The organism is Burkholderia sp. 4NA327C6 (genome assembly GCF_005502655.1).
Lineage (GTDB): Bacteria > Pseudomonadota > Gammaproteobacteria > Burkholderiales > Burkholderiaceae > Burkholderia > Burkholderia contaminans.
The window spans coordinates 100,368-120,143 of the sequence record NZ_SCNZ01000011.1; the positions used below are offsets into that span (position 1 = coordinate 100,368).

18 protein-coding genes are annotated in these 19,776 nt (G+C 67.9%); 7 read left to right on the forward strand and 11 right to left on the reverse strand.

Going from position 1 to position 19,776, the window contains the following annotated elements:
* Positions 1-5: 5 nt before the first annotated feature.
* Positions 6-677, reverse strand: a complete 672-nt coding sequence (locus FFS49_RS13920) for a lysoplasmalogenase (RefSeq protein WP_071332369.1) — start codon at positions 675-677, stop codon at positions 6-8.
* Positions 678-843: 166 nt separating this feature from the next.
* Between FFS49_RS13920 and FFS49_RS13925 the strand changes: the two genes are divergently transcribed.
* Both FFS49_RS13925 and speB read left to right on the forward strand, forming a co-directional pair.
* On the forward strand, positions 844-1,038 hold the full coding sequence (locus tag FFS49_RS13925) for a hypothetical protein (protein ID WP_137909891.1): 195 nt from the start codon (positions 844-846) through the stop codon (positions 1,036-1,038).
* 74 nt (positions 1,039-1,112) lie between these two features.
* On the forward strand, positions 1,113-2,081 hold the full coding sequence (gene speB, locus FFS49_RS13930) for an agmatinase (protein WP_071332370.1): 969 nt from the start codon (positions 1,113-1,115) through the stop codon (positions 2,079-2,081).
* Between the two features lie 232 nt (positions 2,082-2,313).
* Here speB and FFS49_RS13935 read toward each other — a convergent pair whose 3' ends face one another.
* The gene (locus tag FFS49_RS13935; RefSeq protein ID WP_105817984.1) at positions 2,314-3,609 is read right to left on the reverse strand and encodes a citrate synthase family protein; all 1,296 of its coding nucleotides are present in this window, start codon (positions 3,607-3,609) and stop codon (positions 2,314-2,316) included.
* 103 nt (positions 3,610-3,712) lie between these two features.
* Here FFS49_RS13935 and FFS49_RS13940 point away from each other — a divergent pair, with 103 nt between their 5' ends.
* Positions 3,713-5,146, forward strand: a complete 1,434-nt coding sequence (locus tag FFS49_RS13940) for a CoA transferase (RefSeq protein WP_105817983.1) — start codon at positions 3,713-3,715, stop codon at positions 5,144-5,146.
* A 69-nt stretch (positions 5,147-5,215) separates the two neighbouring features.
* Here the strand turns inward: FFS49_RS13940 and FFS49_RS13945 are convergent, their stop codons facing one another.
* The 6 genes from FFS49_RS13945 to FFS49_RS13970 form a co-directional block, all read right to left on the reverse strand.
* Positions 5,216-5,440: a hypothetical protein gene (locus FFS49_RS13945; protein WP_039352774.1), complete on the reverse strand. Its 225-nt coding sequence runs from the start codon at positions 5,438-5,440 to the stop codon at positions 5,216-5,218.
* 276 nt (positions 5,441-5,716) lie between these two features.
* Entirely contained in the window at positions 5,717-5,920 is a 204-nt protein-coding gene (locus tag FFS49_RS13950; protein WP_006485974.1) for a cold-shock protein, read from the reverse strand.
* 411 nt (positions 5,921-6,331) lie between these two features.
* Positions 6,332-7,315, reverse strand: a complete 984-nt coding sequence (locus FFS49_RS13955; protein WP_039352794.1) for a sulfonate ABC transporter substrate-binding protein — start codon at positions 7,313-7,315, stop codon at positions 6,332-6,334.
* A 126-nt stretch (positions 7,316-7,441) separates the two neighbouring features.
* Positions 7,442-8,281: a MerR family transcriptional regulator gene (locus FFS49_RS13960; protein WP_046548116.1), complete on the reverse strand. Its 840-nt coding sequence runs from the start codon at positions 8,279-8,281 to the stop codon at positions 7,442-7,444.
* Between the two features lie 27 nt (positions 8,282-8,308).
* Positions 8,309-8,851: a GNAT family N-acetyltransferase gene (locus FFS49_RS13965; RefSeq protein ID WP_071332373.1), complete on the reverse strand. Its 543-nt coding sequence runs from the start codon at positions 8,849-8,851 to the stop codon at positions 8,309-8,311.
* An 86-nt stretch (positions 8,852-8,937) separates the two neighbouring features.
* The gene (locus FFS49_RS13970; protein ID WP_105817982.1) at positions 8,938-9,810 is read right to left on the reverse strand and encodes a LysR family transcriptional regulator; all 873 of its coding nucleotides are present in this window, start codon (positions 9,808-9,810) and stop codon (positions 8,938-8,940) included.
* Positions 9,811-9,942: 132 nt separating this feature from the next.
* Between FFS49_RS13970 and FFS49_RS13975 the strand changes: the two genes are divergently transcribed.
* The gene (locus tag FFS49_RS13975; protein ID WP_105817981.1) at positions 9,943-10,941 is read left to right on the forward strand and encodes a quinone oxidoreductase; all 999 of its coding nucleotides are present in this window, start codon (positions 9,943-9,945) and stop codon (positions 10,939-10,941) included.
* Positions 10,942-11,005: 64 nt separating this feature from the next.
* On the opposite strand, the gene FFS49_RS13980 is transcribed toward FFS49_RS13975, so the two are convergent.
* Positions 11,006-12,520 (reverse strand): MDR family MFS transporter, encoded by a 1,515-nt coding sequence (locus FFS49_RS13980; RefSeq protein WP_105817980.1) that lies wholly within the window; start codon positions 12,518-12,520, stop codon positions 11,006-11,008.
* A 230-nt stretch (positions 12,521-12,750) separates the two neighbouring features.
* On the opposite strand from FFS49_RS13980, the gene FFS49_RS13985 reads away from it, so the two are divergent.
* A complete protein-coding gene (locus tag FFS49_RS13985) occupies positions 12,751-14,310 on the forward strand; it encodes a methyl-accepting chemotaxis protein (protein WP_039352812.1) in 1,560 nt (519 codons plus the stop codon).
* 55 nt (positions 14,311-14,365) lie between these two features.
* Here FFS49_RS13985 and FFS49_RS13990 read toward each other — a convergent pair whose 3' ends face one another.
* Positions 14,366-16,033: an ATP-dependent helicase gene (locus FFS49_RS13990; protein WP_071332375.1), complete on the reverse strand. Its 1,668-nt coding sequence runs from the start codon at positions 16,031-16,033 to the stop codon at positions 14,366-14,368.
* A 126-nt stretch (positions 16,034-16,159) separates the two neighbouring features.
* A complete protein-coding gene (locus FFS49_RS13995; protein WP_006485970.1) occupies positions 16,160-17,014 on the reverse strand; it encodes a helix-turn-helix domain-containing protein in 855 nt (284 codons plus the stop codon).
* Positions 17,015-17,238: 224 nt separating this feature from the next.
* On the opposite strand from FFS49_RS13995, the gene FFS49_RS14000 reads away from it, so the two are divergent.
* Positions 17,239-18,573: an FAD-binding oxidoreductase gene (locus FFS49_RS14000; RefSeq protein WP_105817979.1), complete on the forward strand. Its 1,335-nt coding sequence runs from the start codon at positions 17,239-17,241 to the stop codon at positions 18,571-18,573.
* An 83-nt stretch (positions 18,574-18,656) separates the two neighbouring features.
* Positions 18,657-19,751, forward strand: coding sequence for a potassium channel protein (locus FFS49_RS14005; protein ID WP_039352822.1), 1,095 nt, complete (start codon positions 18,657-18,659; stop codon positions 19,749-19,751).
* Positions 19,752-19,776 lie beyond the last annotated feature (25 nt).

A 19,776-nucleotide genomic window follows, 5' to 3' on the forward strand; every position in this document is an offset into this window, starting at 1 on the left:
CGGTATCAGGGACGGATCGAGCGGGCGGCCGTCTCATGGAAAACCCCGGCCACGATCGTGACCTGCGCGAGCGCGTAGAGGCCCCAGATCAGGTAATCGATGCCCGGAAAACCGCCGAGGAAGCGGCCGACGCCGATCAGCGTATCGGAGCCGACGAAGATCAGGCTGCCGATGGCCACCAGCGGGCCGTGCGTACGGGCGGCGAGCGCGAAGCTCGCCATCGCGCACAGCACGAGCATGTAGACGGCGACCGGCGCCATCAGCTCGCCGAGGTGCGGGAAGAACGCCACGTAGAACGCGGGCGCGGCGATCCACAGCCCGACGAGCGCGACGATGCGCCAGCCGTGCAGCCGCGCGCGCCAGCGCATGAAGATCGCGCAGTAGCACAGGTGCGTGAGCAGGAATGCGCCGAGGCCGAGGACGAACGACAGCGGCCAGTCGGGCAGCGCAAGCAGCACGTCGCCGAGCACGGCCGTCACGAGCGCCGCGCACAGCCACGCGCGTTCGCGCGGTGCGGCGCAGGTGCTGCCCGCCGCGAGCAGCAGGATGCCCATCGCGGCTTTCGCGGCGGCCTGGCCCGGATAGGGCGCCGCGGCGAGCGACAGTCCATATAGCAGCGCGGCGACGACGGCGAGCGGCCAGAGCCGGCGGTAGGTGGCGGGAAGCGTGGCGATCAAGGCGGGGTCTCCGGTTTGTTGTTGTCTGCGGTGGACGGCGCGCGGTCGAGGGCGCGGCTGTCGGCCATTATCCGGAAGAACGGGTGTGCGAAAACCGGCGATTCCTTCTAGGAAACGACCGGGAGCGCCATTCAGAAGGATCGCCCGCCGGCGCAGCAATCCGGCGATGCCGGGCTCCGATGCCTGGGCGCGGCCGCCGGATTTTCTCCGCGCGTTGCCCCGGTTGAACCGGGGCAACGACTGCAATTCGGCTTGCTATGATCGCCGCGGTATTGCCGTTGTCGATGTGGTTGTTGCTGTCGTTGCCGTTGTTTCCGCCCGGCCGCGCGACTGGATGCGCAAGCCGGTGCGGGCCCGATGAATCCCGGCCGTGCCCGGCCCGTGCGCTGATGCGAAGCGGGGCGGGCGGGCCTCCCCACGAAAACAGGTCCGACCATGACCGAACTTCTCCACGGCGACGGCGCGATCCGTCGCACGACGCCGTACGGCTCGTCGATCGAAAACACCTATGCGGGCGTGCTGTCGTTCATGCGCCGCAACTATTCGCGCGCGCTCGACGGCGTCGACGTCGCGATCTCCGGCGTGCCGCTCGACCTCGCGACGACCTACCGCTCCGGCGCGCGGCTCGGCCCGGCGGCGATTCGCGCGGCGAGCGTGCAGCTCGCGGAGCTTCATCCGTATCCGTGGGGCTTCAACCCGTTCGACGATCTCGCGGCGGTCGACTATGGCGATTGCTGGTTCGACGCGCACAACCCGCTGTCGATCAAGCCCGCGATCGTCGAGCATGCGCGCACGATCCTCGGTTCCGGCGCGAAGATGCTGACGCTCGGCGGCGACCACTACATCACGTATCCGCTGCTGGTCGCGCATGCGGAGCGCTACGGCAAGCCGCTGTCGCTGATCCATTTCGACGCGCACTGCGATACGTGGGCCGACGACGATCCGGACAGCCTCAATCACGGGACGATGTTCTACAAGGCCGTGAAGGAAGGGTTGATCGATCCGGCGACGTCGGTGCAGGTCGGGATTCGCACGTGGAACGACGACTTCCTGGGGATCGAGCGGCTCGATGCGGCGTGGGTGCATGACCATGGCGCGCGCGCGGCGGTCGAACGGATCGTCGACATCGTCGGCGCGCGGCCGGCGTACCTGACGTTCGATATCGATTGCCTCGATCCGGCGTTCGCGCCTGGTACCGGCACGCCGGTCGCGGGCGGGCTTTCGTCGGCTCAGGCGCTTGCGATCGTGCGTGCGCTCGGCGCGGTGAACCTGGTCGGCGCGGATGTGGTCGAGGTCGCGCCCGCGTACGACCACGCGGACATCACGGCGATCGCGGCCGCGCATGTCGCGTGTGACTTGCTGTGTTTGTGGCGGCAGAAGAAGGTGGCGGGGGCGCTGAAGTAACTCGGTATGCGCGTGCCGCAGGTGCGGTGCGCGCATTGCCGGATCGAGGTGCCTTGTGCCGTTTGCCTGTCACGTAGCAGGCGAAAGAAGTCCTCGTGGATTTCCGTGGAGGGGGCCTGCCGACCCGTCGGCGAAATCCGCGAAACGTCAGCGGGTAGCTGCTTTCGTTCACCAACGAAGCACCGGCGTGTCATCGATGACGTGCGCCGGCGTCATCGCATCAAGCAAAACGCTATCGACTCCTGAAAAAGGCGGCAAGCATGTCGTCTTTCGGCACTGCCGGTTGCGTTGCTTGCCGCTTTCCCGAGCGTCCGCGGGATCGAGGGTGATCCGCTCCGGCCCCGGCGCCATCTGGCCAGGTCCCCGTATAAACCGCACGCGGCCTGATGAGATCGGATTGCTCGCGCTGCTCCAGCCCGTGCGCGATCCAGCCGATCGAACGGCCGAGCGCGAACAGGCCGAATGCGGCGCCGACGGGCAGCCGCAAATGTCGGCGTAACGCCACCAGCGCGAGATCCAGCGAAGGCTTCTGGCCAACGAGCGCGCTCCCGGCATCGATCATCTTTTTCCACTGAGGATGACGCGGCAGGATCCGCGACAACAGATACGTCGCGCGCACGTCGCCATCGGGATAGAGCGCATGTCCGAAGCCCGGCAAGCCGTCTCCCCGGGCGAGACGCGCGGCCATTTTTTGCTCGACGTCCTTGTTGCCCAGCTCGTCCCACAGTGCTTCGCCGCGCGCGGTGGTGGCGCCATGCCGCTCGCCCGACAGGCCGGCCAGGCCGCCGACCACGACGGCCCGCAAGCTTGCGTTCGTCGACGCGATGCATCGCCCCGTGAAGCTCGACGCGTTCAGTTCGTGGTCCGCGCACAGCACGAGCGCCATCCTGATCAGTTCGGCGCCTGCCGGCCCGACGCCCCATGCCCGCGCGCATTGCTCGTGGATGGGTGCCGTATCGATCCGGGTGCGCAGCAGGCATGCCGCCAGAATCCGCACGAGATCGCCGCAGCCCTGCGCCTGACGATCGGCCGACTGATGCCAGATCGCCGTCGGCGCGTCCTCGCTCGCGACGGTGAAGAGCGGCAGCAGCGCCTGTTCGGCGCGTTGTTCGGCGTAGTGCCTGAAGAGCGTTCGCAGTACCGACGGCGTAGTGGGGGCGCGTCGGCCGAACGCGGTCTGCTCGTCGCATCGCCACAGCAGCGCCGCGACTTCCTCGAGACTCGCGCGGGCAGCGAGATCGAGTGCATCCACACCGCGATAGAAGAGCCGGCCGCCCTCGATCAACGTGATGCTCGATTCGAGCACGGGCGATCCCCAGTTCAGCGCGGCCTTCGCCACTTCCTTCGGCTTGCGGCCGCGTGCACGTTGATCCGCGAGCCGGTCGACATCGGCCGCGAGGTAGCGGCTTTCACGGTGACTGCCGCCCGGTTCCGCGCGAAGCAGGCCGCGGCTGACGTACGCGTAGAGGGTTTGCCGCGAGACACCGAGCCTTGCCGCGGCTTCGGTCGAATTCAGGTAGTTCGACATCGTGCGCAGGGGGAATCGTTCGACAGGTTGATCAGGATAATCAACGTTGACAGCAAATGCGAGCGAGACGATCTTTGCCTCACCTAAATCATGCGAGGCGAACATGCGAGTTGATCAAACGTCGACGGAACGGGCCGCGTCCGATGAGGATCGTGTGTCGCGTCAACTACGGGCGTTCTGGCTCGCGGCGGGCGGGTCCCAGGCGTTCCTCGAGTCGTGCAGTTTCAGCGGGGCGGGCGAACTGGTGTCGGCATTTCGCGTCACCGACATGGCGACGGCGGCGATCGGCGCGGCAGGAACGTCCGTCGCCGAATTGCTGCATGCGTCGACCGGAACGTTGCCGTCGGTGCGGGTCGACCGGCGCATGGCGTCGCTATGGTTCGGCACGTCGCTGCGTCCGCACGGCTGGACGATGCCGCCTCAATGGGATCCGGTGGCCGGCAACTATCGGGCGCGCGATCGCTGGATCCGGTTGCACACGAATGCGCCGCATCATCGGCTGGCCGCGTTGTCGGTGCTCGACTGCGCCGCCGATGCGCAGTCGGTCGCGCAAGCGGTGAGTCGCTGGGATGCCGGCGCGCTCGAAGACGCGATCGTCGAGCGCGGCGGTTGTGCCGCGGCGATGTACTCGGCACGGGAGTGGGCCGGGCATCCGCAGGGCAAGGCGGTCGCAACCGAACCGTTGCTGCACGTTCGTGCCGCGACCGATGGCGTCGCGCATGCGTGGCGGCCTTCGAAAGACCGGCCGTTGCGCGGCATTCGCGTGCTCGACCTGACGCGCATTCTCGCCGGCCCCGTGGCGACACGCTTTCTTGCGGGCCTGGGCGCCGATGTGCTGCGCATCGATCCGTACGGCTGGGAAGAACCGGGCACGGTGCCCGAAGTCGTCCTGGGCAAGCGGTGTGCGCGGCTGAACCTGAAAGATGCCGCGGATCTCGATACGCTCGAGCAATTGCTGCGCGGCGCGGATATCGTCGTGCACGGTTACCGGTCGGACGCGCTCGCGCGCCTCGGACTCGATGCGGCGCATCGGCGCGAACTGAATCCTGCGCTCGTCGACGTGTCGCTCGACGCTTATGGCTGGAGTGGTGAATGGCGATGCCGGCGCGGCTTCGACAGTCTCATTCAAATGAGCACGGGAATCGCCGAGGCGGGCATGCGCGCGATGGGTGGCGACGAGCCGGTGAACTTGCCCGTTCAAGCGATCGACCATGCGACGGGCTACCTGATGGCGGCGGCCGCCATCCGCGGGCTGACGACGCGAATGAAGGAGGGCGTCGGTACCGAGGCCCGCGCTTCGCTGGCGCGGACGGCGGCCGAGTTGCAGTTGCGGTCGGAGCCGATGAGCGAGGTGGTCGAACTGGTTGCTGACGATCGGCGTGATCGTGCGGCGCACGTCGAACCGACGTCGTGGGGGCCGGCATCCCGGCTCCTTCCGCCCGTGCAGATCGACGATGCGCCGCTCCGATGGTTTCATCCGGCGCGCGCACTGGGTTCGTTTGAACCCGGGTGGTCGTCGTCGAACGACGATCTTTGAAGCGGTGCGCTGAATCGGCCGGTGCCGGCGCGTTGCGCGCGTCGCTGGAACGCCGCCGCGGGATTGCCTTTAACCGCGCGTGTCGACCCAGTTGCGTGCCCAGCGCGCCGAATGCTGCAACGCCTGCTCCTCGCTCGCGAAGTAATCGAGCGAATAGAACTGGTAGCGGCCTTCGCTGCGTGCGCTGCCGGCGCGTTCGAGCAGCAGGTTGGATGAAAAGCTTCCGTCGGGCAAACGATGCGCCGAGGGTTGAACGGCATAGCCGTTGTACTGATGAGTTTGTTTGTTGTGCATTTTAATTTTAATAATGTTCGAGTGCGCGCGTGCCGTGCGGATGTGCACGGTTACGCCGATTCAAAGCCATTGCGAGCTGAATCCGACGCAGTCGTAAAGCGAAAAAGGGCTTGGCAGCCTGAGGGGGAATGAAGTGCAACGAGGCGTGTGGCGCGCGGCGAGCTGCGGCATGAACCGATGCAGCCAAGAGCAATCGCGCCAACTTTGGGAGACCAGGCTCCGCGAGGATGTCGCTGCAACCCGGCGCCCGTTACGGGCGGCCGGATCCTTCAAACTTTACAGCGGCTTGATGTTGGCCGCTTGCAGACCCTTCGGGCCTTGCTTCGTTTCGAAGCTCACTTTCTGATTTTCAGCCAGCGTCTTGAAGCCGTCGGCGCGAATTTCCGAGAAATGAGCGAAGAGGTCGTCGCCGCCGTTGTCGGGCGTGATGAAGCCGAAGCCTTTGCTGTCGTTGAACCACTTGACGATACCGGTATCCATGAAGATTCCTTGAAAAAAATATGAGAATTTGCTCTGAAAAGAGCGCGTGAAGCGTCAAGGAGGGAGAGGACAACGAATACCGCTGAGGAGCGATCAATTGATGAACAGCAATCGGACTTCTTGAACTTCGAACGAGACATTAACCGCTGGGTAGCGGTGGCGTCAATCGTTAACTTGTAACTGTTTCACCGCGCGGCTCGTTTTGCGGATGAAGCGATGTGGCCCTGTCTGGCCGCGCGTGCTGCGCGGCATGTTGTGCAGGGGCGCCCACGACAAACGTGAAAGCGGGATTCGTGCTCCGGCGCGAACGCCGACAGTGCGTCCCGCGTTTCCCCGAAATTCGACAAGAACAAAAAAGGCCGACGAGTCATGTGCCCGGCGGCCTTCGACAAGTTGCGCGCTGCGTTCCTGCTACTTCGCCGCGAGCGCACCCTGCACGTTTTTGTCGACCCATGCGTTGTCGGCCACGTTCAGCTTCTGCGGAATCAGCTTCGCCGCATAAAACGCATCGGCAACGCCTTGCTGGGTCGCGACGATCTTTTCGTCGAGCGGCACCGCGCCGAACGGGACACGCTTGAGCCACGTCTCGACGAGCGGTTGCGGCAGGCCGACCTTGGGTGCGATCAGCGCGGCCGTGTCGGCCGGATGCGAGTTGACCCACTGGCCGGTCTCGCGCGCCTGCTTCAGGATCGCGCCGACCACGTCGGGATGCTGCTGCGCGAAGTCCCGCGTCGCTTCGTAGAAGTTGTTGGTTGCAGTGAGGCCCGTGTAGTCGGACAGCGTACGCACCTTCAGCGCGTTTTGCGCGGCTGCATAGTAAGGATCCCAGACGACCCACGCATCGACGTTACCGCTCTCGAATGCGGCGCGCGCGTCGGCTGGCGGAAGATACACGGGGCGGATTTCGTCGTAGCGCACACCGGCCTGCTTCAGCGCTTCGAGCAGCAGGTAGTTCGCGCTCGAACCCTTCTGCAGTGCGACCTTCTTGCCGCGCAGGCCGGCGACCGACCGGATCGGCGAATCGGCCTTCACGACCACGGCTTCGTTGTGCGGCGCCGGCGGTTCCGCGCCGACATAGACGAAGTGCACGCCGGCCGCCTGTGCGAACACGGGCGGCGGCGCGCCCGTATAGCCGAAGTCGATGCTGTTCGCGTTCAGCGCTTCGAGCAGCTGCGGGCCGGCCGGGAACTCGAACCACTGCACGCCATAGCCGAGCGGCTTGAGCCGCGCTTCGAGCGAACCTTGCGCCTTGACGACCGACAGCAGGCCGGCCTTCTGGTAGCCGATGCGCACGACCTTGTCGGCGCCGCCTTGCGCGAAGGCTGACGCCGCGGACAGCGCGACGAGCGTGGTGACGGCCGCGGTGCGGGCGATCCAGCGGGTGAAACGAATCATCGAACGGACTCCATGCAAAACGTCTTCGGGTGAGCGGCGGTGGTGCCGCTGGGTTGGAAGAATCGTCGCATGGGCGATTGCGCCAGCAAACGAAGCATTGCCGATATCAATATGACGGCGGCGCGCCTATGCTTCGTCGCTGCCGTTTTCCGGTGAAGGTGTGCCGGACTGCCGCGCGGCCTCGTCGCTGAGCTTCTTGTCGAGGATCGTCGCGACGCGGCCGCCGAGATAGGCGCTTGCCGCGGTTTCCAGTGCGCGGTTCGTCTCGCCTTCGACGAACACGGCCGCGAGCGGGCGCAGGCGCCAGATCGCGTCGACCAGCTCGGGCACGTCGGTGGCGGGCGGCAGCGTGCCCGCGTCGTAGCGGTCGAGCCGCTTCACGACGAGATCGACGAGCAGCCGCGCGATCGCGTCGAAATGCGGCCGCGCGAGGCTGATCACGTCGAGCAGCTCGCGCGGCGGGATGCCTTCCTTCGTCATCGCGGCTGCCGCTTCGAGCAGCGCGGGGCTCTTGGCGACGAACGACAGGCCGCGTCGTTCGAGCAGGCCGAGTTCGGTCACGCGTGACAGCTGCGTGGTGGCCTGCGGGCCGAACATCTGCGCGAGCGCGGCGAGCGAATAGGTCTTCGGCAGTTCGTGCGACCAGCGGCCGCCGATCGCGTTTTCGAGGCCGAGGATCGAACGCAGGTCGTGGCCTTCGTCGATCGCCTTGATCAGGTCCTGGATGTTCGACAGCGTATAGCCGCGCGCGAGCAGGTGGTTGATCAGCTTCAGGCGCGCGACGTGCGTGTCGTCGTAGATGCCGACGCGGCCGCGCTTTTCCGGCGGTGCGAGCAAACCGCGATCCTGGTACGCGCGGACATTGCGCACGGTCGTGTCGGACACGCGCGCGAGTTCGTCGACCGTGTACTCGTTGCGGGAATCCGGCGCCGCCTCGTCGGGTGTGGAATGAGTCTGTTTTGACATGCGGCCATTCTAGCGCGACGCGGGAGGCTACGGCGACACGGGGAGCGTGTCCGCGCCGTCGCCGAGCGGCCGCTGCAGCAGCGCCGTATCGATCCAGCGGCCGTGCTTGAAACCGGCCGCCTTCAGCGTGCCGGCCGGCTCGAAGCCGAACGCGCGATGCAGCGACGTCGAGCCTCCGGTGCCGCCGTCGGCGATCACCGCGATCATCTGCCGCCACGGGCCGGCCTCGCAGCGTTCGATCAGCGCGGCGAGCAGCGCGCGGCCGATTCCGCGCCCGCGCTGCGCATCGTCGATGTAGATCGAATCCTCGATCGTGAAGCGGTACGCGCGGCGCGTGCGGTACGGCGTCGCGTACGCATAGCCGGCTACGCGGCCGTCGCATTCGGCGACGAGATACGGCAGCCCGTCGCGAAGCACCGCGGCACGGCGCGCGCGGAGTTCGGTGACGTCGGGCGGCGTTTCCTCGAACGATGCGACGCTGTGGTGCACGTGGTGCGCGTAGATCGCCTGGATCGCATCGAGATCGGCGTCGGTTGCGTCGCGAACGACGCAGGCGGGGGCGGTGGGCATGGCGGCAGGTCCGGTGAATTCAGAACGGAAGACGCTACTATGCCAGCCGCCGGAGCGTGCCGCAAAGCCGGTGCGGAGGCGGCCGCCTACAGCCGTCCGTTCGCCGCGTGGACCGCCTCGGCGATCGCTTCGGCAACGCGCTGCACGCGCGGCGACCGGCGCACGTCCGGGTGGACGACGAGCCAGATCTCGCGCTCGATGTCGCAACGGGGCGCGGCCGTCAGCTCGACGAGCGGCGCACCGGCGTGCGCAGCCGGATCGTCGACGAGAAACCGCGGCAGCAGCGCGACGCCGGCGCCGGCCGCGCATGCGCGATGCTGAGCAGCCAGGTCATTGGTGACGAACGCGAAACGGCGGCCGGCCGCGAAGCGGGCGAGCCACTGATGCTGCGGCGTTTGCGCGAGCGCGTCGTCGTAGCCGACGAACGGCCAGGTGTCGGGCGGCGCGTCCGCCCATTCCGGCGACGCGCACAGCGCGAAGCGCATCGTGCCGAGCCGGCGCGCGGCGAGCCCAGGCTCGGTCGGCCGCGACAGCCGCACGGCGAGGTCGGCTTCGCGCGCATACAGGTTCGCCGCGTGCATCTCGCCCAGCAGGTCGATGCGCAGCGCCGGCCACGCGTGCTGCGCGCGGGCGAGCCGCGGCGCGAGGAAGTGGCTGGCAAACACCGGTGACGCCGATACGCGCACCACGCCGTCGAGCGCCGCCGCGCCCTGGGCGGCGCGCGCGAACGCGTGCGCGTCGGTTTCGATGCGTGCCGCGTGCTCGGCAAGGTGCAGCCCTTCATCGGTCGGCGGCCAGCCGCGCGGCAGCCGGTCGAACAGCCGGATGCCGAGCGCGGACTCCAGCGCGTCGATGCGCCGCGCGACCGTCGAATGCTGAACCTGCAGCGCCCGCGCGGCGGCCGACAGGCTGCCGCCGCGCATCACCGCGAGGAAATAGCGGATGTCGTCCCAGCTCATTGGCAGCGCGGACGCGGCAAAGGGATCCGGATCGGTCGAATTTTGCACAGTAGATGGGCGTTTGGCGTGAATTCCGTTCGATTATGCACGATGGGATGATCGTGTCACTTCAATTCGATTGTGAGGAACGCCATGACCCAGACTGCCACCGCCATCCGGATCGGGATCGACCGTTACGGCGACGCCGGCGTGCTGCGCCGCGTCGATGCGCCCGTCGCGCCGCCCGGTGCCGGCGAAGTGCGGATTCGCCAGACCGCGATCGGCGTGAATTTCGTCGACATCTATTTCAGGACGGGCGCGCACGCATTGCCTGCGCTGCCGGATGCGCTCGGCGTCGAGGCGGCCGGCGTGATCGACGCGGTCGGCCCGGGCGTGACGGATCTCGTCCCCGGGCAGCGCGTCGCGTATGCGGGCATGCCGACCGGCAGCTATGCGAGCCTGCGCACGATGCCGGCCGAGCGTGTGTTGCCGGTCCCCGACGGCCTGGGCGACGACGCGGTGGCCGCCGGGCTGCTGAAAGGAATCACCGTCTACATGCTGCTGCATCGGGTCCGGCCGGTCGTCGCCGGCGACGCGGTGCTCGTGCATGCGGCGGCCGGCGGCGTCGGGCTGCTGGCGACGCAATGGGCGCGGGCGCTCGGCGCGCGGGTGATCGGCACGGTCGGGTCGGCCGCGAAAGCCGTGCTCGCGCGCAAGCATGGCGCCGACGCGGTGGTCGATTACCGCGAGGAGGATTTCGTCGCGGCGGCACGCGCGTTCGGCGGCGGCGCGGGAGTTGATTTTGCGATCGACGGGATCGGCGGCGATGTGCTGACGCGCACGCTCGGCGCGGTCCGTCCGTTCGGGATGGTCGCGAGCATCGGGCAGGTGGCCGCGATCGGTGCGCGGCAGACGTTCGATCTCGACGAACTGGGGCCGGCGCGGTCGATCGCGCTGGCGCGGCCGAGCGTGCTCGGTTTCATCGCGCGTGACGTCGACGGCTATCGGGAGGCTGCGCGCGCGACGCTCGAGCGGCTCGCGGGCGGAATGCATGTGGAGATCGGCGCGCGGCTGCCGCTCGAACAGGCGGCCGATGCGCACCGGTTGCTGGAGTCGCGCGCGACGACGGGAGGCGTCGTGCTGGTGCCTTGACCGCGGGCGGATCGGGATCGCGATGCGGCTCGACGTTCGCATTGCGATCCGCTCCACGGGAAACTCAGTTGTGCTTGCGCAGCGGCGCATCCTCGACGAACCACGCGAGCACGAACGCGATCGCGATGACCGTCGCCGCGGCCAGGTACACGACATGCAGCGAACCGGCGAACGCATGCAGGTACGCGTCGCGCACGGCATCCGGCAACTGGTGAACGGCGGCCGGGCCGAGTGCCGGCGGCAGCGCCGTGCCGGCCGGCAGCGCAGCCATCACCCGCGACTGCAGCCCGTGCGAGAACAGCGCGCCGAACGCCGCGACACCGATCGAACCGCCGATCGAGCGGAACAGCGTCGCGCCCGACGTTGCGACGCCCATGTGCCGGAATTCGACCGTGTTCTGCACGGCGAGCGTCAGCACGGGCATCACCATGCCGAGGCCGATCCCGAGCAGCGCCATGTACGCGTACATCGTGTGCAGCGGCGTATCGAGCGTCAGCGTCGACAGCAGCGCCATCGCGATGCCGCCGGTCAGCGTGCCCAGGATCGGGAACATCCGGTACGAGCCGAGCCGCGAGATCAGCCGGCCGCTGACGATCGACGTCACGAGCATCCCGCCCATCATCGGCAGCAGCTGCATCCCGGCCTGCGACGGCGTCGAGCCCTTCACGACCTGCAGGTAGAGCGGGATGAACGTGACCGAGCCGAACAGTGCGATACCGACGACGAAGCCGATCAGGCTGACCAGCACGAAGGTGCGATGGCGAAACAGTTCGAGTGGCATGATCGGCTCGGCCGCGAGCCGCTCTTCGTAAATGAAGCCGCCGATCGCGACGACGCCGAGCACGAGCGTCATCCACAGTTGCGGCGACGTCCACGGCAGCAGCGAGCCACCTTCGCTCGTGAACAGGATCACGCAGGTGAGGGCGGTGGCGAGGAATGCGGCGCCCATGTAGTCGATCCGGTGCTTCACGTGCGCGGTGTGCGGCCGGAACGCGACGCCGATCACCGCGAGCGCGAGAAAGCCGAGCGGCAGGTTGATCGTGAAGATCCAGCGCCACGACAGGTGCTCGACCAGGAAGCCGCCGAGCAGCGGGCCGATGATCGTCGCGAGGCCGTACACGCCGCCGAACATCCCCTGGTAGCGCGCACGGCGATCGGGCGGCACCAGATCGCCGATCGCGGCCATCGTGACGACCATCAGGCCGCCGCCGCCCAGCCCCTGCAGCGCGCGCAGCACGATCAGCTGCGTCATGTCCTGCGCGACGCCGCACAGTGCTGAACCCGCCAGGAACAGCACGATCGCGGCCTGCAGCACGACCTTGCGGCCGTACAGGTCGCCGAGCTTGCCGTACAGCGGCAGCACGACGGTGGAGGAGAGCAGGTACGCGGTGACGACCCACGACAACTGGTCGAGCCCGCCGAGCTCGCCGACGATCGTCGGCAGCGCGGTCGACACGATCGTCTGGTCGAGTGCGGACAGCAGCATGACGAGCAGCAGCGCGCCGACGATCAGCCCGGTCGGCGCGTCGCGGCGGGCCGTTTCGGCGGCCGGCGGAGTGAGGAGGGTGTCGGTTGTCATCGAGATATCTGCCATGGCAGGGAGTTGTGTCGAACTATAGCGACGGATAGTTGACTGGTCAATTTCTGCCCAGCCTCGATGTGTTGCAACCGTAACAGGAGATTGCCGGCCCGGAAAATTGACCGGGATCAGGGGAAAGCGGGGACCGGCTCAAGTTTTTTGCAGGCAAACCGTAATACAGAGTGCTGCGGACCGATTGCCGCGGCACTTTTCACCGCTCACGTCCCGTCATGAACCTGAACGCCCTGTTTTCCCGTTTCTCGATCCGTACGCGGATCTTCTCCACGCTCGGCCTCGTCGCCGTGCTGCTCGTCGTGTCGGGGCTGATCGGCCTCGCCGGCATGCAGAGCTCGAACCGCGCACTCGACGAGGCTTATACGCAGCAACTGGCTGCAAAGACCGCGCTGTCGGCGGCCAGCCTGAACCTGACGATCGTGCGCACGACGCTCGACCGCGCGATGCTGCATCCGGAAGCGCCGGAAGTGCCCGATCTCGTCAAGAAGGCCGAGAGCTATCTCGCGAAGGCCGACACCGCCTGGCGCGGCTACGCGTCGATGCCGCACGACGGCGACGAAGGCCCGCTCGCGAGCCGCCTCGACGCCGCGCGCCAGGCGCTGATCGGGCAGGCGCTGAAGCCGATGATCGACGCGGTTCGCGACGGCCGTCGCGACGAGGCCGACCGGCTGCTGATGTCGGTTGCGCCGCCGCTGTCGGTCGCGCTCACGCAGGCGACCGATGCGCTCGATGCGTACCAGGTCGCACGCGGCAAGGACGTGTACGACACCGCGCAAACTTATTACGGCTGGATGCGCGCGGGCGCGATCGCCGGTATCGCATTCGGCCTGGCCGCGTGCCTCGGTTGCGCGATCGGCCTGCACTATGCGATCACGCAGCCGGTGAACCGCCTGCTGTCGCATTTCCGCCGTCTGTCGGACGGCGACCTGACGTCGGAAGTGCACTGGTCGTCGCGCGACGAGATGGCCGAGCTGGTCAAGGGCGTGACCGGCATGCAGCGCAGTCTCGCGGATACGGTCCGCCAGGTCAGCCAGGGCTCCGAAGCGATCTCGACGGCGACGCACCAGATCGCGGCAGGCAACACCGACCTGTCGCAGCGCACCGAGGAACAGGCGTCCGCGCTGCAGCAGACGGCCGCGAGCATGGAGCAACTCACCGCGACCGTGAAGCAGAACGCGGACAATGCGATGGAAGCGCAGGCTTGCGCGGATACCGCGAGCGAGATCGCCACGCGCGGCGCGACGGTGGTTGGCGAAGTGATCGGCACGATGAACGAGATCGACCAGAGCTCGCAGAAGGTCGCCGACATCATCGGCACGATCGAGGGCATCGCGTTCCAGACCAACATCCTCGCGCTGAACGCGGCGGTCGAAGCCGCGCGCGCGGGCGAGCAGGGCCGCGGCTTCGCGGTGGTCGCGGGCGAGGTGCGCACGCTCGCGCAACGCTCGGCGTCGGCGGCGAAGGAAATCCGCACGCTGATCGGCGAATCGGTGGAGCGCGTCGCGACCGGCTCGCGGCTCGTCGGCACGGCTGGCGCGACGATGCAGGACATCCAGCAGGCGATCGGCCGCGTGACGGGCATCATGACGGAGATCGCGGCTGCGTCGAACGAGCAGCGCGACGGGATCGAGCAGGTGAACCGCGCGGTGTCGCAGATGGACCAGGTGTCGCAGCAGAACGCTGCGCTCGTCGAGCAGGCCGCGGCGGCGGCCGCATCGCTGGAAGAGCAGGCCGACGGGCTGCGCCGCGCGGTCGGCGCGTTCCGCGTCGCCTGATCGATCGCGGGCGGCCACGGGCGGGCGCTTGCCCGCCTGCCTGCCGCCCGTTACGTCAGACGGCCGCGAGTTGCGCGGCCGCGCGCGACGACGCGACGATCAGCAGCTTCATCGTCGCCCGCGTCGCGCCGACGAACAGCTTGCGCGCGGCACGCGCGTCGAGCGTGTCGAAGTCGACCTCGGTAAGGATCACGCACGGTGCCGACTGGCCCTTGAAGCGGTAGATCGAATCGAGCAGCACGTCGCCTTCGCGATACTCCGGATTGCCGAACAGGTCGTACTTGCCGGTAAAGCTCTTGAGCCGGTGCGGGCCGAGCTGGTCGAGCGGCGCGAGCACCGAGCCTTCGCGGCCGCGATACGACAGCACCGCGATGTCCTGCTTGCGGAAGCCGAGCGACAGCGCGTGCGTGATCGCCCGCTTGGTCGCATCGATGCAGGCGTCGGCCAGTGCGTCTCCCGACGCGCCTTCTTCCCCGTACGACGACACCGACGGATCCGAACCGTCGAACGGGCTGCCCGAGCGCAGCTCGGCTGCCAGCGGCTCGACCCGGCCGACGATGTCGCGCACGAATTCGAGCAGGTCGCGCGGGCTGCGGTAGTTCGTGAGCGCCTTCAGCGTGACCCAGCCCGGCAGCGCGACGGGCTCGCGCATGTACAGGTTCTGCAGCGGATCTTCCAGCCACCACCATGCGCCGTCCGGCGCCAGCAAGCGCTCCAGGGCGGCCGCCCATGGCGCATGGAAATCCTGCCCTTCGTCGACGACCAGCACGTCGAAGCGCCAGTGCCCCGGAATCGGCGTATCTGCGAAGCGCGCCTCGAGCCGCTCGAATTCGCCGGGCACCTGGAAGTCGGGCGTATAGCCGCCGTCGCGCGCGACCCAGTCGCACAGCTGGTGGTAGTTCGCGATCTTCGCGCCGGGCGGCGCGATGCGCGCGATGTAGTCGGCGAGCGGCCGGTTGAAACACACGTAGAGCACGCGCTTGCCGGCCGCGACCGCATCGCGCATCGCCTGCACGGCGAGCTGCGTCTTGCCCGAGCCGGCCGTGCCGGTGACGCGCAGCCGGAACGGCGTGAATTCGAGCTGGCGCGCCCACGCGGCGAGCCCGCCCGACAGCCGCGTGACGAGCGTGCCGGCCTGACCGACGAGCGCGCTCGTGTCGGGCGTGAGCGCGAGCTCGTCCGCGAGGAAATGGTGGAGTTTCGGCGCGTTCGGGAAGTGCTCGTCGTCTTCCGGCAGGATCTGCAGGATCACCTGCCCGAGCTGCGCCTTGCGCGACGCATCGACGATGCGGTCGGCCGCGACGCCGGCGATCGATGCGTCGCGGATCGAGTAGTCGGGGCAGTACAGCAGCGCCTCGACGCCGTAGACGCCCGCGCCGAGCGCGGCCGTCAGGCGCCGATGCAGGGTTTCCTGCGTGCGCGCGAGCTGGATCGGGACGTTGCGTTCCTTCTGCAGATAGACTTTCACGAGCCCCTTCGGCGTTTCGCGCAGGAAGCCGGCCTTCTGCTCGATCAGCAGCACGCGGCCGGCCGGGCTCACGACGACGAACGCGGCCTCGCCGAATACCGAGAACGCCTGGTCGGCGCGGGTCCAGTGCACGCCGTGATACACGGTGTAGCTGTCGGGCAGCGCGTGTTCGAGCGCGGCGAGCGTTTCGCGCTCGCGTTCGGCCGCGCCGGTCGCGGCGAGGCTTTTCCAGTCGTCGGGGATGAGGCGGGCCATGGCGTCGGGCGGCGGATGCCGGCGTGGGCGTGAACGGGTGCGGCTATTGTACTGAGCTGTGCACCTGTTCACGACCGCCGTACCGCGCGGACGCCGGCCGTCCGGAGGAGGAACGGCCCGGGGGCGTTATCCGCGGGCGAGCCGTTTCGCGAGATCGGCGCTGAGGATTGCCATGCGCGCGGGCTTTTCGTAGCAGACGACGTCGAACGCGCGAATCACTTCGCTGATGTCGGCTTCGCTCGCGCGGCCGGTGAGCAGGTCGCCGGTCAGCACGAAGATCGGCGCACCCGGGTTGTCGGACGTGCGCACGGCCTTGATCGCAGTGGCGGCCGTGCTGTCGTCGAACAGCCATTCGGTCAGGACCGCGTCGAACGCCTGGCCCTGCAGCGCGTCGACGAACGGCGCGAGGCCGTCGAATGCGGCGGTCGCGAAACCCTGGCGTTCGAGATAGCGGCACAGCTCGGTTGCGCTGACGCGATCGGGGTCGATCACCGCGACGACGAGCTTGTCGCTTTCCGCGCGGCGCGGATAGATCTCGATCTTGTGCACGTCGTAGGCGTTCTGGTACAGCACGCCGGTGTGGCGCAGCACGCGCCAGCGGCCGTTTTGTTCGTACGCGACGAATTCGGGGCGCGCGCCGGCTTCGAGCGGCGCGCCGATCCATGCGGTGCACGGAATCTCGGCGACGCCCGCGTAAAGGACGGCTTCCTGGGAATAGGCGCCGACCATGCCGGGGTCGAGCGTTTGCGCGCCGAACAGCTGCGCGGCGGGTTCGCCGTACGCTTCGGCGACTTTCTTGATCTGCGCGAGCGTCCAGGGGCTGCTGCCGCGCAGCTTGCGGTGGCCTTGCGAGAAACTCAGGTCGAGGATGCGGCACAGCTCGGTGGTCTGCTGGCGCTTGCCGATGCCGTTGCGGGTCATCAGCTCGCGCACGCGCTCGGCAACCGCGAGGGAATCCGTGGTGATTGCTTCAGTGGTCATGCTACGGGAACGGATCGTGACGTTCAGAACGACGCCTTGCGGCAGTCTCGACGGACAGTCTTCATGACGTCCAGGGGCGAGCCGACCGGCCACGCGCAGAAAAGATAACTTTACCGCAAAATGGTCGTTATTCAGCGTGGCGAAAGGTGCGTTTGTGTGAAAGGTGTGTCACGACGTTACCACCGCCGCCCACATTCGAATGCATTAACGCCTGACAGGAAACAATGACGACAACCTATCCGCTGCATGATGCCCTGACCCTCGCCGACACGCCATTCCCGCTTGAAGCCGACGTCGTGATCGCCGGCGCCGGCATCATGGGCTGCGCAGCCGCATATTACCTGGGCCTGCGCGGCCTGAAGGCCGTCGTGCTCGACAAGTCGCGCATCGCCGGACAGCAGTCGACCCGTGCGTGGGGCTTCGTGCGGCAGCAGGGTCGCGAAGCGGCCGAGGTGCCGCTGATGATGGCCGGCATCAAGATCTGGGAGGAGTTAGAGGAAACCCTCGGTTTCGATCTCGAATGGCGGCAGGGCGGCTGTCTTTATATTGCGGACAACGAAACGGACTGGGCGTCGTTCAACGCGTGGCTCGCCGTCGCGCGCGAGCACGGGCTCGACACGCGTACGCTGACCCGCGCGCAGATCGACGAGCGCGTCAGCGGCCTTTCGCCGGACGCACGCACGCTCGGCGGGCTGTACACCGCGACCGACGGGCAGGCCGAGCCGCGTCGCGTGGCCGCCGCGTTCGCCGCGCGCGCCGCGGAGGCGGGCGCCCGTTTCTTCGAAGGCTGCGGCGTGACCGCGATCGAGACGGCCGGCGGCGCGGTGGTCGGCGTCGTGACCGAGCGCGGCACGATCCGCACGCGGCGCGTGATCTGCGCGGCCGGCGCGACCAGCTTCCGGCTGCTCGACGGCGTCGGCATCCGGCTCCCGCAACACGCCGTGCGCGGCACCTGCATGCGCACCAATGTGGTGCCGCCGGTGTCGGCGTCGACGGTGTGGGGCCACGGCCTCGGCATCCGGCAGCGCAAGAGCGGTGCGATCAATCTCGCCGACGACATGCAGGTCGACGTCGACCTGACGCTCGGCCACCTGCGCGGGTTGAGCCTGTTCTGGCCGCAGTTCTGGTCGCAGCGCGACAAATTCCGGCTGCACGTGAACGGGGCCGCATGGCGCGATGCGCTTGCCCGCATCAACGGGGCGACCGGGCCGATCGAGCCGCGCGATCCGCAGCCGCAGCCGAATCGCGCGCACGCGCCGCGCGCGCTCGCGAAGCTCAAGGCGATCTTTCCCGCGCTGAAGGACGCGCAGATCGTCGAGGCCTGGGCCGGCCTGATCGACGTGCTGCCCGACGGCATTCCGGTGATCGATGCGCCGGGCACGCCGTCCGGGCTGGCGATTGCGACGGGGTTCTGCGGCCACGGCTTCGCGATGGGGCCGATCGTCGGGCGGCTGCTTGCCGAATGGATCGACACGGGCGCACCGTCGCTCGACCTGTCGGCGTTTCGCGCGCAGCGCTTCGTCGACGGCACGATGGTGCGGCCGCGCAGCATGCTGTGACGAACGAGCCGGCGCGCTGACGTCGGCCGGCCGCGGTCGACCCATCGTAGAATCGAGCCCGCATCCTTCAGGAGATTCCCCCGTTGGCTTCGCCTTCCGCCCAGCGCCGCTCGTTGCGCTCACGCCTGCGTCGCGCCCGCAACCCGTGGCAGGCGCCGCGTGCGCGCACGCTGTTCACGCGTCCCGCGACGTCGCCGCGGCGCACGCTGCTGTTTCGTATCGGCGCGGTCGTGCTGCTGTGCACGCTCGCGTTCCTCGTGCTGTATCTCGATCGCGACGGGTTGCGCGATTCGACCAAGAGCACGCCGATGACCGTCTCCGATCTCGTGTACTTCACGATGGTCACGGTCGCGACGGTCGGCTATGGCGACATCGTGCCCGTCACCGCGCGGGCGCGCCTGATCGATGCGTTCTTCATCGTGCCGATCCGCATCGTCATCTGGTTCATTTTCCTGGGCACGGCGTATCAGTTCGTGATCCAGCGCGTCATCGAGGAATTCCGCATGAAACGCCTGCAGAAACAATTGTCCGATCACATCGTCGTCTGCGGCTATGGCCTGTCCGGCTCGATCGCGGTGCGCGAACTGCTCGAGAGCGGCGTCGATCCGGCGACGCTCATCGTGATCGATTCGCAGCAGCAGGCGATCGAGGCCGCGACGTCGCTCGGCGTGGCGGGATTGCTCGGCGATCCCGCGCACGAGGATCTGCTGCAGCAGGCACAGGTGCGTGAAGCGAAGGCCGTGATCATTTCGGTGACCGACGATCCGACCGCGATCCTGCTCACGTTGTCGGTGCGCAGCATCGCGCCCGATACGAAGATCGTCGTGCGGATCCAGGAGAACCTGTACCAGCGGCAACTGCGGCAGGCGGGCGCCGACGTGATCGTGTCGTCGACGAAGATCGGCGCGCTGCTGCTCGCGGATGCCGTGCATAGCCGCTATATCGTGCCGTTCGTGAACGACATGCTGTCGACGCGCGGCCGCGCGACGCTGCTGGAGCGCGAGGCGATGCCGCAGGAGGTCGGCTGCATGACGAACGTCGTGCCGGGCGCGATCGTCGTCGGGCTAGATCGATGCGGGAAGATCTTTTCGTTCTACGAGGATCCGCCGTGCCGGATCGAGAAGGGGGACACGCTGGTCGTGATTCAGTCGGCGCGGATTCCGGATCCGGATGTGTAAGCATTTGGTATCAGGTGAAGCGCAT